We start from the raw sequence: 14,016 nt of genomic DNA, 5'->3' as shown, positions 1-14,016 counted from the left end.
GCGCGTCGGCAGGGGTCATTCCAACCTGCGCCCAGAGGGCTGCCGGAGGTCTGGGCGGGCCTTCCGCCTGCAAACCCACTTGCCAAACTGGGTTTTTCCCGCTTTCCTCGGGTGCATTCACGGCCCGGTCTACGCCGCATCGACCGGGCACGACAGAGACCCAACCTGGTAACGCGGCGGGCAATATATTCATGGAGACCACGTTTCTTCTGAACGGAGAGACCGTGCGCGTGGCAGACGAGGCGCCCACGCGCACCTTGCTGGACTGGCTGCGCGAACGGCGCGGGCTGACCGGCACCAAGGAAGGCTGCAACGAGGGCGATTGCGGGGCCTGCACGGTGATCGTGAGCGATGCGGACGGCCCGCGGACCCTGAATGCCTGCATCCTGTTCCTGCCGCAGCTGCAGGGCAAGGCGGTGCACACGGTCGAAGGGATCAGCGGCCCGGATGGCAGCCTGCACCCGGTGCAGGCGGCGATGGTGGCCCATCACGGCTCCCAATGCGGGTTCTGCACCCCCGGCTTCATCGCGGCCATGGCCTGCGCCCACACGAGGGGGGAAACGGATCACGCCGACCAGCTGGCGGGCAACCTTTGCCGCTGCACCGGATACGCCCCGATCCTGCGCGCCGCCGAAGCCGCCGCCGAAGCCCCGGTGCCGGACTGGATGGCCGAGCCCGCCCTGCCGCATGTCCGGGAGGACAAGAACTTTAAGGCGGTCCGGGAGGACACAAGCTTTAACGCGGTCCGGGAGGACACGACAGCGGGCGCGGAGGCGGGCGTGGATGCGCTCTGGGCGCAGCCGCGCTCCTCCGACGCGCTCGCCGCATGGTATGCCGAACATCCCGACGCCACCCTCGTGGCCGGGGCGACGGATGTGGGGCTGTGGGTCACGAAACAGCTGCGCGAGCTCGCCCCGATTGCCTTCCTGAACCGCTGCGACGACCTCAAGACGATCGAGACCACGGACACCCACTGGCGGCTCGGGGCCATGGTCACGATTTCCGCGCTGCTGGAAACCGTCCGCGCGGAGCACCCGAGCTTTGCCGAGATGCTGCGCCGCTACGGCTCGGTGCAGGTGCGCAACGCCGCGACCCTGGGCGGCAATATCGCCAACGGCTCGCCCATCGGGGACAGCCCGCCGCCGCTCATCGCGCTCGGCGCCATCCTGCACCTGCGCAAGGGCGACGGCCGCCGCGAGATGCCGCTTGAAGACTTCTTCCTCGCCTATGGCAAGCAGGACCGCGCCCCGGGCGAATTCGTCGAGGCGATCACAATCCCGCGCGGCCACGACGGCTTGCGGGTCTACAAGCTGTCGAAACGAATGGACCAGGATATCTCCGCCGTCTGCGGCGCGTTCAACATCACCCTGGCCGAAGGCCGGGTGACCGGGGCGCGCATCGCGTTCGGCGGCATGGCGGGCACGCCCCACCGGGCCAAGGCTGTTGAAACAGCCTTGATCTCCGCCCCCTGGTCGCTGGAGACCGTCACCGCCGCCGCCGAGCGGATGGGCGACGACTACGCGCCGATGTCGGATATGCGTGCCTCGGCGGCCTATCGGCTCCGGACAGCGCAGAACATGCTGGTCCGCTATTTCCACGAGACCGAAGGCACCCGAACCGACCTGCGGGAGGTGGCGTCATGAGCGTCGCCAAACCCCTGCCCCATGATGCCGCCGCGCTCCATGTCACCGGGGCGGCGCGCTATGTCGACGACATTCCCACCCCCGCCAATGCGCTGCACCTGGCCTTCGGGCTGAGCGAGATTGCCCATGGGGAGATCACCGCGATCGATCTCTCGGAGGTGCGCGCCGCCCCGGGCGTGGTCGCGGTTCTGACCGCCGATGACCTGCCGCATCACAACGACGTCTCCCCCTCGCCCCTGCCGGAGCCGATGCTGGCCACGGGCCAGGTGCATTACGTTGGCCAGCCCATTTTCCTGGTGGCCGCCGAGAGCCATCTTGCCGCGCGCAAGGCGGTGCGCCGGGCGAAGATCGTCTATGCGGAAAAACCGGCGCTTCTGAGCATCGACGACGCGCTTGCGGCCGGGGCGATCTTCGAGGACGCCCCGCGCCATTACACCAAGGGCGATGCGGACGCCGCGCTCGCCGCGGCCCCGAAGGTGATCGAAGGGCGGATCGAGATCGGCGGGCAGGAGCATTTCTACCTCGAAGGGCAGGCCGCACTCGCCCTGCCGCAGGAAGGCGGCGACATGGTCGTGCATTCCTCGTCCCAGCACCCGACCGAGATCCAGCACAAGGTGGCCGAGGCCCTGGGCGTGCCTATGAACGCCGTCCGGGTGGAGGTGCGCCGCATGGGCGGCGGGTTCGGCGGCAAGGAAAGCCAGGGCAATGCGCTGGCCTGCGCCAGCGCGGTGGTTGCGGCCCTGACCGGACGGCCCGCCAAGATGCGCTATGACCGCGATGACGACATGGTCATCACCGGCAAGCGCCACGATTTCCGCATCGACTACAAGGTCGGCATCGACGAAGAGGGGCGCATCCTCGGGCTCGCCTTCGAGCAATACTGCCGCTGCGGCTGGTCGCTCGACCTCAGCCTGCCCGTGGCGGACCGGGCGATGCTGCATGCGGATAATGCCTATCATCTGGAGCATGTCTCGATCCGGTCCCACCGGCTGCGCACAAACACCCAGTCCAACACCGCCTTTCGCGGCTTCGGCGGTCCGCAGGGCATGGTCGGGATCGAGCGGGTGCTCGATCACGTGGCCTTCGCGGTCGGGCGCGATCCGCTCGAAGTGCGGCGCCTGAATTACTATGCCGAAGCGGGGGGCTGTCTGCCCCCCACACCCCCCGAGGATATTTCCGGACCTGAGAAAGCAGAGGCTCCGCCGGTTCAGACCACGCCCTATCACATGGAGGTGGAGGATTTCATCCTGCACGGGTTGACGGATCGGCTGGCCGAGACCGCGGATTACGGGGTGCGCCGGGCCGAGATCCGGGCGTGGAATTCCGAAAGCCCGATCCTCAAGCGCGGGATCGCGCTGACGCCGGTGAAGTTCGGTATCTCTTTCACGCTGACCCATCTCAACCAGGCGGGGGCCCTGGTGCATGTGTATACCGATGGCTCGATCCACATGAACCACGGCGGCACCGAGATGGGGCAGGGCCTGTTCCAGAAGGTCGCACAGGTGGCCGCGGCCCGGTTCGGGGTCGATGTCGGCGCGGTGAAGATCACCGCCACGGATACGGGCAAGGTGCCCAACACCTCCGCCACGGCGGCCTCGTCGGGCTCGGACCTGAACGGCATGGCGGTGCAGGCGGCCTGCGACACGATCCGCGACCGGATCGCGGCCTTCCTCGCCGAGGAGCATCAGGCCGATCCGGCCACGGTGCGCTTCGCGGATGGTCTCGTCCATGTGGGCGGCGCGACCTATGGCTTCGCCGAGGCGGTGCAGAAAGCCTACATGGCCCGGATCAGCCTGTCGGCCACGGGGTTCTACAAGACGCCCAAGATCGTCTGGGACCGGATCAAGGGCACCGGGCGGCCGTTTTTCTACTTCGCCTATGGCGCGGCAGTGACCGAGGTGGTGGTGGATACGCTGACCGGCGAGAACCGCATCCTGCGCACCGATATCCTGCATGATTGCGGCGCCTCCCTGAACCCCGCGCTCGATATCGGGCAGATCGAGGGCGGCTATGTGCAGGGCGCGGGCTGGCTGACCACGGAGGAACTGGTCTGGGACGATCGGGGCCGGCTGCGCACCCATGCGCCCGCCACCTACAAGATCCCCGCGACCGGGGACACGCCGCCGGTATTCAACGTGTCACTATGGGAGGGCGAGAACCGCGAAGAGACCGTGTACCGCTCCAAGGCCGTGGGGGAGCCGCCCCTGATGCTGGGCATCTCGGCGCTCATGGCTCTGTCGGACGCGGTGGCGGCCTGCGGCGACGGGACGGTCTATCCGGCACTCGACGCGCCCGCCACGCCGGAGCGGTTGCTCTGGGCGATCGAGCGGGTGCGGGCATGAGCTTGGACGCGGACGCCCTGCGCGCCGCGGTGGCCGCCCATGGCGCGGTCGCCCGGGTGGTGGTCGCAGGCATCAAGGGTTCGGTGCCGCGCGAGGTGGGGGCGGCGATGCTGGTCTGGGAGGACGGGCAATCCGGCACCATCGGTGGCGGCGCGCTCGAATTCGAGGCCGCGGCCCGCGCCCGGATAGTGCTGCGCGACGGCACCGACCGGCTGGACCACGCGCCGCTCGGCCCGGGGCTGGGCCAATGCTGCGGCGGGGCGGTGACCCTGCTGACCGAGCGCTTCGATGCGGCCCGGCTGGATCATATGGAGGGCGCGATCTTCGCCCGCCCCGCCCCCGGTGGCCCGGCGGAGATGCCGCTCAGCGTCCGCCAGGCGCTGCGCACTGCCCGGGGCGAGGGGCATGCCGCGTCGCTGACCCTGCGCGCAGGCTGGGTGCTGGAGCCGATGGCGCGCGCCACACGGCCGCTCTGGATCTACGGGGCCGGACATGTGGGCCGGGCCCTGGTACACACGCTCGCCCCCCTGCCGGATTTCGCGATCACATGGGTGGATACGGGGCCGGAGCGTTTCCCAGAGGCCCTGCCCGCGGGTGTCACGGTCCTGCCCGCCGCCGACCCGGCACTGGCGGCGGGGCGCGCGTCCGAGGACGCGGTGCACCTGATCCTGACCTATTCCCATGCGCTCGATCTCGCCCTGTGCCATGCGCTGCTGTCCCGGCCCGCGGCGGGGATCGGGTTGATCGGGTCGGCGACGAAATGGGCGCGGTTCCGGTCGCGGCTGCGCCAGCTGGGCCATGCGGATGCCCAAATTTCGCGCATCACCTGCCCGATTGGCGACCCGGCCTTGGGCAAATACCCACAAGCCATTGCGGTGGGCGTGGCTTCCAGCCTACTTTCCGGGCAGATGATGCAATCCTCCGCATACCCTGCGTCCGCTGAGGCCGCTGCCCGATGACGGCCCTCTTGCGCGTCGCGGGGCTGACCAAGGCCTATCCCGGCGTGGTCGCCAATGACGACGTCTCGTTCGAAATCGCCGAGGGCGAGGTCCATGCCCTGCTGGGCGAGAACGGCGCGGGCAAATCCACCCTGGTCAAGATGATCTATGGCCTCGTGCGCCCGGATAGCGGAACCATGACCTTTGGCGGTGTGCCTTTCGCCCCGCCAGAACCGCGCGCCGCGCGCAGCGCCGGTGTGGCGATGGTGTTCCAGCATTTCAGCCTGTTCGAGGCGCTGACCGTGGCCGAGAACATCGCCCTCGGGATGGAGGACCCGCCGAAGATGCGCGACCTCGCCGCCCGGATCACCCAGGTCAGCCAGGCCTACGGCCTGCCGCTGGACCCGTCGCGGCTGGTCGGCACGCTCAGCGCGGGCGAGCGCCAGCGGGTGGAGATCATCCGTTGCCTGCTGCAGGAGCCCAAGCTGCTGATCATGGACGAGCCGACCTCGGTGCTGACCCCGCAGGAGGTCGACATCCTTTTCGCGACGCTGCGCAAGCTGCGCGACGAGGGCACAGCGATCCTCTATATCTCCCACAAGCTCGAAGAGATCCGCGCGCTATGCGACAGCGCCACGATCCTGCGGCTGGGCAAGGTAGTCGCCACCTGCGACCCGCGGGAGAAATCGGCGCGCGAGCTGGCCGAGATGATGGTCGGCAAGACCCTGCAGCAGACGAAATCGGCCGGCAACGCCTTTGGCGCGCCGGTGCTGGAATTGCGCGGTCTGTCGCAACCGGCCACGACGCCCTTCGGCACCCCCCTGCGCGACATCTCGCTGGAGGTGCGCGCGGGCGAGGTGCTGGGCATCGGCGGGGTGGCCGGGAACGGGCAGGACGAGCTGCTCTCGGCGATCTCGGGGGAGCGGCGGGCCGAGGACGCGATCTTTTTGCACGGCACACCAATCTCGAAGATCGGCCCGGCGGCGCGGCGCCAGCTTGGCGTGCTCAGCGGCCCCGAAGAGCGCCTCGGCCACGCCGCCGCCCCGGACATGAGCCTGACCGAAAACGCTCTGCTGACCGGGTCGGTGCGCGAGAAGCTGACGCGCAACGGCTTTCTCGACTGGGCCAAAACCCGGGCTTTTGCCGAACGCATCATCGAAACCTTCGATGTGCGCACCCCCGGCCCCGAGGCCGCGGCCCGGGCCCTGTCGGGCGGCAACCTGCAGAAATTCGTGATCGGGCGCGAGGTGCTGCAGCGGCCCGAGGTGCTGATCGTGAACCAGCCGACCTGGGGAGTGGACGCTTCCGCCGCCGCCGCGATCCGGCAGGCCCTCCTGGATCTGGCCGCGGGCGGCACCGCCGTGGTGGTGATCAGCCAGGACCTGGACGAGCTGATGGAGATCTCCGACACTTTCGCCGCGCTGAACGGCGGACGGCTGAGCGCCAAGGTCCCCGCCGCGGGCCTGACGGTGGAGCAGATCGGGCTCATGCTGGGCGGTGCCCATGACATGGACCTGCCCGACCCGAACGCGGAGGCGGTCCTCCATGCCTGACCGCTCCATCCGCGGCATGAGCGCCAAACTGAAGTCCCTGAATATCCCTGCCGGCGGCCCCCAGCCTTGCGACGCGGTGGCGCCACGGGATCTGTGCGCGACACGCTCGCCCGCACGCGGGGCGATACGTGTCCCGCCCGCGCCCGCCGCCCGCAGCGAAGCGGCAAGAATTTTACTTAAAATTCTTGCGCCAGTCCCACGCGATGACCGAGGCGGCCGCCGATGATCCGGCTCGAAAAGCGTCCCAACCCGTCCCGGCTCTGGACCGCGCTGACCCCGGTCGTGGCGGTGGTGCTGACCATGATCGCGGGCGGCATTCTCTTCGCGGCGCTCGGCAAGGACCCGTTCGAGGCCCTGCGCACGATCTTCTGGGATCCGCTGTTTTCCGAGCAATTCGCCGCTTTTTCGCGCCCGCAGCTGCTGATCAAGGCGGGGCCGCTGATCCTGATCGCGATCGGGCTCAGCCTTGGGTTTCGGGCGGGGATCTGGAATATCGGCGCCGAGGGGCAGTACATCATGGGTGCGCTCTGCGGCGCCGGTCTCGGCCTGGCCTTCTATCCCACGCAGAGCGCGCTGATCTTCCCGGCCATGGTGGTGGCGGGCGCGCTGGGGGGCTGGGCCTGGGCGATGATCCCCGCGGTGCTCAAGATCCGCTTCGGGACCAATGAAATCCTCGTGTCGCTGATGCTGGTCTACGTGGCCGAGGCGCTGCTGGCCTCGGCGGCCCTGGGTATCCTGCGCAGCCCCGAGGGCGGCGGCTTCCCGGGCTCGCGCAACCTGTCGCAGATCGACGCCATGGCCAATCCCGAGCTGATCGCCGGGACGGGCATGCATTGGGGCGTGGTGACAGGCTTTGCCGCCGTGATCGCGGCCTATGTGCTGCTCAATCGCCATATCCTGGGCTACCAGATCAAGCTCACCGGCCAGGCGCCCCGGGCGGCGCGCTTTGCCGGTGTGAACCCGTCCATGCTGGTCGCGCTCTGCCTCGGGGTCTCGGGCGCGCTGGCGGGGCTGGCGGGACTGTTCGAGGTGACCGGCCCGGCCGGCCAGATCTCGATCGATTTCAACTCGGGCTACGGGTTCACCGCGATCATCGTGGCCTTTCTCGGGCGCCTGCATCCCGTCGGCATCCTGCTGGCGGGGCTGCTGATGGCGTTGACCTATATCGGCGGCGAACTCGCGCAGTTCATGCTGGGCATCCCCGCGGCCGCGATCCAGGCCTTCCAGGGGATGCTGCTGTTCTTCCTGCTGGGGGTCGACGTGCTCTCGAACTACCGCATCCGCATCGGCAAGGGCGCGCCGGCATGATCCCTCCGGAAGGAACAGACTGATGGACGCCATCAACCCGGTCATCCTGATCGCCTCGCTGATCGTAGCCTCCACCCCGATCCTGCTGGCCGCCCTGGGCGAGCTGGTCTGCGAAAAGGCGGGGGTGCTGAACCTCGGGGTCGAGGGGATGATGATCTTCGGCGCGATCTGCGGCTTCGCCATCGCGGTGGAGACCGAAAGCCCCCTGCTCGGCTTTCTGTGCGCGGCGCTGGCGGGGGCGGCCCTGTCGATGATCTTCGGGGTGCTGACGCAGTTTCTGCTGTCCAACCAGGTGGCGACGGGTCTTGCGCTGACGCTCTTCGGGCTGGGGTTCTCGGCGCTTGTCGGGCAGGGCTATGTGGGGCTGAAGGCCCCGGCCACGCCCGCGGTGCCCTTCGGCCCGCTGGCGGACCTGCCCGTGGTCGGACCGATCCTGTTTTCCCATGACGCCATGGTCTATGCCTCCATCGCGCTGGTGGCGGCGGTCTGGTACGTGCTGGCCCATACCCGCGCGGGCCTGATCCTGCGCGCGGTGGGCGAAAGCCACGACGCCGCCCATGCGCTCGGCTACAAGGTGGTGCGCATCCGCCTGCTGGCGATCGCCTTCGGCGGGGCGCTGGCGGGCTTGGGCGGTGCGTATCTGAGCCTCGTGCGCGTGCCGCAATGGACCGAGGGCATGACCGCCGGCGCGGGCTGGATCGCGCTGGCCATCGTGGTCTTCGCCAGCTGGCGGCCCTGGCGGATCGTGCTCGGCGCCTATCTCTTCGGCGGGATCAGCGTGCTGCAACTCAACCTGCAGGCCGCGGGCATCAAGATCCCGGTGGAGCTTCTGTCCATGAGCCCCTATGTGATCACCATTGTGGTGCTGGTGCTGATGTCCCGCGACCGCACGCGCACCGCGCTCAACGCGCCCGCCGCTCTCGGGCGCAGCTTCCACGCCTCCAGCTGATCCGCGCGAACTGCCCGTTTTCCGGGCACCCGCATAGCGATCCGGCAGGCCAGGCGCCGCCCCCTCTTGCCGCGCCCTCAGGGGCCTGTAGGATGCGACCGTCACCCGCGTCCGCCCGGGGACGCAGAACAAGAACCGGATTTACAGGGAACATGCGTATGAACTTCCGTCTCGCACTCAAGGGCGCCGCCCTTGCCGTGGCTACCGGCCTTGCCGGCATGGCCTCGGCCCAGGATGAGCCGCTCAAGGTCGGCTTCATTTATTGCTGCCCGATCGGCGATCTCGGCTGGAGCTACCAGCACGATGTGGGCCGTCAGGCCATCGAAGAAGAGTATGGCGACAGGGTCGAAACCATCTTCCAGGAGAGCGTTTCCGAAGGCGCCGATGCCGAGCGGGTGATGACCCAGATGGCCCTGTCCGGTGCGGACATCATTTTCGCCACCTCTTTCGGGTTCATGGACGCGACCAACAACGTGGCCGCCCGCTTCCCGGATGTGCAATTCGAGCACGCCACCGGCTACAAGCGCGAGCATCCGAACGTCACCACCTACAATTCGCGGTTCTATGAAGGCCGCGCCGTGGTCGGCCATATCGCGGGCAAGATGACCGAGACCAACAAGATCGGCTATATCGCCTCCTACCCGATCCCCGAGGTCATCATGGGGATCAACTCGTTCTTCCTGCACGCCCAGAAGGTGAACCCCGATGTGGAACTGACCGTGGTCTGGGTCTACTCCTGGTTCGACCCGGCCAAGGAAGCCGACGCCGCCCGCGCCATGATCGAGCAGGGCGTCGACGTGATCACCCAGCACACCGATTCGACGGCCCCCCAGGCCGCCGCCGAAGAGGCCATCGCCGCGGGCACCCGCGTCTTCACCTTCGGGCAGGCCTCCGACATGCTGCCCTACGCGCCCGCCCCGCGGATCGCGTCGATCATCGACAACTGGAACCCCTACTACATCAAGCGCGTGGGCCAGCTGCTCGATGGCACCTATGAGAGCATGGAAAGCTGGGGCGGGATGCCGGAGGGCGAGGTCGTGATCGGCGAGATCACCGACGAGGTCCCCGCCGACATCAAGGCCGAAGCCGAGGCCATGATCGCCGCCATCACTGCGGGCGAATACCACCCCTTCACCGGCCCGATCATGAAGCAGGACGGCAGCGTCTTCCTGGCCGAGGGCGAAGTCGCCACGGATGAGCAACTCCTGACCATGAACTTCTACATCGAGGGCATCGACGGCGACATCCCGAACTGATCCCGCGCCCCAGACACACGAAACCCGCCGTCACCCCGACGGCGGGTTTCTTAATGCAACGGCCCGAACCACGGATGGCGAAGGTCAGCCCTTCTTCATCGGGCAGGTGTTGATCCCCAGCATGGAATAGGCCGGGCAGTATCCCGCCAACCCGGTCAGCAGCGGGACGATCCCGATCAGGCCCCACAGGGTTTGCGGACCGACAAAGACCAGCGACAGCAGGACGAGACCGGCGATGACGCGCAGGGCGCGGTCGAGGGTACCTTCATTCTTGGGCATGGACGTGTTCCTCTTGGATTGAATCGACTTCCTGACCCGATCTTACACAATCCTGCGCCGCCCGTCGGTGACAAGGTCACAAAGGTTCCTGCGCCACAGGCGGCAACCTTCGGTGTTCCCGAACCACGCCGGAGCAGGGCGCGCACCGCGCGGGCGCGGCAGCGAACCTCAGCGGTAGGTCTCGTCCTCGGCCGGGAAGCTGCGCGCGCGTACCTCGGCGGCATAGGCCCCCGCGGCCCGGTCCACCTCGCCGCGCAGATCGGCGAACTTGCGCACGAATTTCGGCGCCCAGTCCCCCAGCCCCAGCATGTCCTCCATCACCAGGATCTGCCCGTCGCAGGCCGCCGAGGCGCCGATGCCGATGGTCGGGATCGGGCAGGCCGCAGACACTTGCGCCGCAAGGGGCTCGACCATTCCCTCCAGCACCACGGAAAACGCCCCGGCCTCGGCCACGGCGGCGGCATCGGCATGGTGGAGGGGCCAGCTGTCTTCGTCCCGACCTTGCGTCTTGAACCCGCCGAGCGTGTTCGAGGACTGCGGCGTCAGCCCGATATGGGCCATCACCGGAATGCCGCGCGCGGTCAGAAACCCAATCGTCTCGGCCATCCGCGCGCCCCCTTCCAGCTTGACCGCCTGACAGCCGGTCTCGGCCATGATCCGCGCCGCGGACCGGAAGGCCACCTGCGGGCTCTCCTCGTAGGAGCCGAAGGGCATGTCCACCACCACGAGCGCCCGGGCCGTGCCCCGCACCACCGCCGCCCCGTGGGCGATCATCAACTCCAGGCTCACGGGCAGGGTCGTCTCGAACCCGTGGCTGACCATGCCGAGGCTGTCCCCCACCAGCAGCACATCGCAATGGGCATCGAGGATACGCGCGAACTGCACATGGGAGGCGGTGAGCGCCACGATCGGCTCCGCCCCCTTGCGCGCGGCGATCTGGGGGACGGTCAGGCGGCGGATGGGGGCCGATTCTGGGGGCTGTGCGGACATGGGATAACCTCCGGTTTCGGGCAGCTTTCCCCACGTCCGTCGCACCCTCAAGCGCGCTTATCCGCGCAGCCTGCGGCGCGCCAGCCCGGCGCCCTCCCGGCCCCTCCGGCACCAGCCCCCGCGCAGGCCCTCGAAACATCCCGCCTTGTCGCAAATCGGCCCGACATGGTCGGCTGAACGCCCCATGCTTTGCAGAGCGCTGTAGACTGCCCCGCAGGACAGTCGGAGGAAGCCCCATGAAAACCCAAGTCAAGGCGCTCGTCGTGGGCGGCGGTGCGGTCGGCACCGGGATCGCCTATCACCTGGGCAAGGCGGGGTGGGACGTGCTGCTCTTGGAGCGTGATGAGCTGACCTCGGGCTCCACCTGGCACGCAGCGGGGCTCTTGCCGCTCTTCAACATGTCCTACGCGACGTCGCATATCCACGACTATTCGGTGAAGTTCTACAAGGGACTGGAGGCTGAGACCGGCCTGAACCCGGGCTTTGCGGTGGTGGGCAACCTGCGCATGGCCCAGACCCAGGCGCGGATGGACGAATACATGCTCTATGCCGCCACCGCCGAGACCGTGGGCATCCCCCATGAATGGCTGACCCCGGCCCAGATCAGGGACCGCTACCCGCTGGTGCGGACCGAGGATCTGAAGGGCGCGATCCTGCACCCGACCGATGGCTACATAAACCCGGCCGATGTGACCCAGGCCATGGCCAAGGGCGCGCGCCAGCACGGGGTCGCGATCGAGCGGAAGTGGCAGGTCGATGCCTACGCCTGGCAGGGGGATCATTGGGCGGTGACGGTGACCAAGATGGCCGACCGGGGCGGCAACCTCGTGCCCACGGACGAACAGCAGGTCATCCGCGCCGAGCATGTGGTGACCGCCACCGGCAACCACGCTCAGCGCACCGCGCAACTGCTGGGCATCAAGATCCCCGCGATCCCGGTGGAACACCAGTATATCGTCACCGAACCCGACCCGGCGCTGGTGCAGTGGCGCAAGGACAACCCCGAGCACCCGGTGCTGCGCGACGCGGACGCGAAATGGTACGTGCGCGAGGAACGCGGTGGCTGGATCCTCGGCCCCTACGAGCAGGGCGCGCCCGCGCGGTTCAAATACGCCGTGCCCGAGAGCTTCCGCGCGGACCTCTTCCCCCTCGATCTGGAGCGGATCGAAGAGGAATACATGTCCATGATCCACCGGATTCCGACTTCGGAAACCGTGGGGCTCAAGGACGACTACAACGGCCCGATCTGCTACACCCCCGACGGCAACCCGCTGGTCGGCCCGGCGCCCGGCTTGCGCAACATGTGGCTGGCCGAAGGCTTCAGCTTCGGCATCACCGCGGCGGGGGGCACGGGATACTACCTCGCGCAGATGATGACCGAGGGCGAGGCGGAGATCGACATGGCCTCGCTGGATCCACGCCGCTACGGGTCCTGGATGACCACCGAGTATGCCGCGACCAAGAACGAGGAATGCTATGCCCATGTCTTCATCCTGCACCACCCGGATGAAGAGCGCGCCGCCTGCCGCCCCCTGCGCACCGCCCCCGCCTATGACCGCCAGAAAGCGCTCGGCGCCCAGTTCGGGCAGGTCAACGGCTGGGAACGGCCCAATTACTACGGCCCCTTGGACGCGCCCGACAACTTCGATCACGACGCGCGGTCCTTCCGGCGCGGCGGCTGGTGGGACCATGCCCGGGCCGAGGCCGAGGCTGTGCGAAGCACCGCCGGGCTGATCGACGCCACCGCCTTTGCCAAGCACCGGGTGTCGGGGCCGGGGGCGACCGCGTTCCTGGACTGGTTCACCACCAACACCCTGCCGCGCATGGGCCGGATCAACCTGACCTACGCCCTGACCGGGGCCGGGACCACCCGCACCGAATACACGATCCTGCGAACGGGCGAGGACGACTATACCCTGATCTCCGCCGGGGCCTGGCACGCCTATGACCAAGACTTTCTGACCAAGGCAATCGAGGACACAGAGCCCCGTTTTGGCCGCATCACCCTGCAGGACACCACGACCCAGACCGGCGTCTTCGCCCTCGCCGGACCGAGGGCGCGCGACATCCTCAAGGCGCTGATCCGCGACCCGGACCCCGAGACGGCCCTCTCGAACAAACGCTTCCCCTGGCTCGCCACCCGCGAGATCGAGCTGGGCATGTGCCCCCTGCGCGCCGTCCGCGTGGCCTATACCGGCGCGCTGGGGTGGGAGCTGCATCACCCGATCGAGATGCAGACCTATCTCTGGGACCAACTGATGGCCGTCGGCGCGGCGCATGGCCTGAAACCCGTGGGCGCGCGGGCGCAGAACTGGCTCCGGCAAGAGAAATCCTACCGCGCCTTCGGCACCGAACTGGGCCGCGACGCCACTCCGCTGGAAGCCGGGCTGGACCGTTTCGTGGACCTGTCCAAGGACTTCCACGGCAAGGCGGCGATGGTGGAAACCGGGATTCGGTCGCGCTGCGTCACCCTGCTGATCGACGGGCCGGACGATGCCGACCCCTGGGGCCGCGAGGCGCTCTATGCCGGTGACACCCGGGTCGGCCGCCTGACCTCGGGGGGCTACTCCGTGGCCTTCGGCAAATCCATCGCCATGGGCTACGTCACCCCCGACCACGCGGCCCCGGGGACCAAACTCAAGGTCCGGATGTTCAACGCTCTCTGGGATGCGGAGGTCACCGAAGACAGCCCCTTCGACCCGCAAAACGCCACCATCCGCGCCGACGGCTGAAGCGCGCCTTCCATAAGGGCCCAAGT

The 14,016-nt window shown here is 68.3% G+C and carries 10 protein-coding genes; 8 read left to right on the top strand and 2 right to left on the bottom strand.

Features of this window, described 5'->3' with window-relative positions; genetic code table 11:
* Positions 1–191: 191 nt before the first annotated feature.
* From xdhA to PVW48_RS08905, 7 genes are all read left to right on the top strand, one after another.
* Positions 192–1,643, top strand: coding sequence for a xanthine dehydrogenase small subunit (gene xdhA / locus PVW48_RS08935; protein ID WP_274581084.1), 1,452 nt, complete (start codon positions 192–194; stop codon positions 1,641–1,643).
* On the top strand, positions 1,640–3,985 hold the full coding sequence (xdhB, locus tag PVW48_RS08930) for a xanthine dehydrogenase molybdopterin binding subunit (RefSeq protein ID WP_274581083.1): 2,346 nt from the start codon (positions 1,640–1,642) through the stop codon (positions 3,983–3,985). Before xdhA ends, xdhB begins: the two co-directional genes overlap by 4 nt.
* Positions 3,982–4,944, top strand: a complete 963-nt coding sequence (gene xdhC / locus PVW48_RS08925) for a xanthine dehydrogenase accessory protein XdhC (RefSeq protein WP_274581082.1) — start codon at positions 3,982–3,984, stop codon at positions 4,942–4,944. Before xdhB ends, xdhC begins: the two co-directional genes overlap by 4 nt.
* Positions 4,941–6,476 carry an ABC transporter ATP-binding protein gene (locus PVW48_RS08920; protein WP_274581081.1) on the top strand — a complete coding sequence of 512 codons (1,536 nt, stop codon included), beginning with the start codon at positions 4,941–4,943 and terminating at the stop codon, positions 6,474–6,476. The genes xdhC and PVW48_RS08920 overlap by 4 nt, the downstream gene beginning before the upstream one ends.
* A gap of 222 nt (positions 6,477–6,698) precedes the next feature.
* A complete protein-coding gene (locus tag PVW48_RS08915; protein WP_012179623.1) occupies positions 6,699–7,784 on the top strand; it encodes an ABC transporter permease in 1,086 nt (361 codons plus the stop codon).
* Between the two features lie 22 nt (positions 7,785–7,806).
* A complete protein-coding gene (locus PVW48_RS08910) occupies positions 7,807–8,733 on the top strand; it encodes an ABC transporter permease (RefSeq protein WP_012179624.1) in 927 nt (308 codons plus the stop codon).
* 158 nt (positions 8,734–8,891) lie between these two features.
* The gene (locus PVW48_RS08905) at positions 8,892–9,989 is read left to right on the top strand and encodes a BMP family ABC transporter substrate-binding protein (RefSeq protein WP_443112670.1); all 1,098 of its coding nucleotides are present in this window, start codon (positions 8,892–8,894) and stop codon (positions 9,987–9,989) included.
* Positions 9,990–10,073: 84 nt separating this feature from the next.
* Here PVW48_RS08905 and PVW48_RS08900 read toward each other — a convergent pair whose 3' ends face one another.
* Together PVW48_RS08900 and panB are read right to left on the bottom strand one after the other, a co-directional pair.
* Entirely contained in the window at positions 10,074–10,268 is a 195-nt protein-coding gene (locus PVW48_RS08900; RefSeq protein WP_012179626.1) for a YgaP family membrane protein, read from the bottom strand.
* 168 nt (positions 10,269–10,436) lie between these two features.
* Entirely contained in the window at positions 10,437–11,258 is an 822-nt protein-coding gene (gene panB, locus PVW48_RS08895; protein WP_274581079.1) for a 3-methyl-2-oxobutanoate hydroxymethyltransferase, read from the bottom strand.
* Between the two features lie 236 nt (positions 11,259–11,494).
* On the opposite strand from panB, the gene PVW48_RS08890 reads away from it, so the two are divergent.
* A complete protein-coding gene (locus PVW48_RS08890; RefSeq protein WP_274581078.1) occupies positions 11,495–13,990 on the top strand; it encodes a GcvT family protein in 2,496 nt (831 codons plus the stop codon).
* The last annotated feature ends 26 nt before the right edge of the window (positions 13,991–14,016 follow it).

Origin of the sequence: Dinoroseobacter sp. PD6 (assembly GCF_028807315.1) — a bacterium.
In the GTDB taxonomy this organism is placed as follows: domain Bacteria; phylum Pseudomonadota; class Alphaproteobacteria; order Rhodobacterales; family Rhodobacteraceae; genus Dinoroseobacter; species Dinoroseobacter shibae.
The sequence above is the reverse complement of the archived record's forward strand: the minus strand, read 5'-3'. Positions and strand labels throughout refer to the sequence as shown.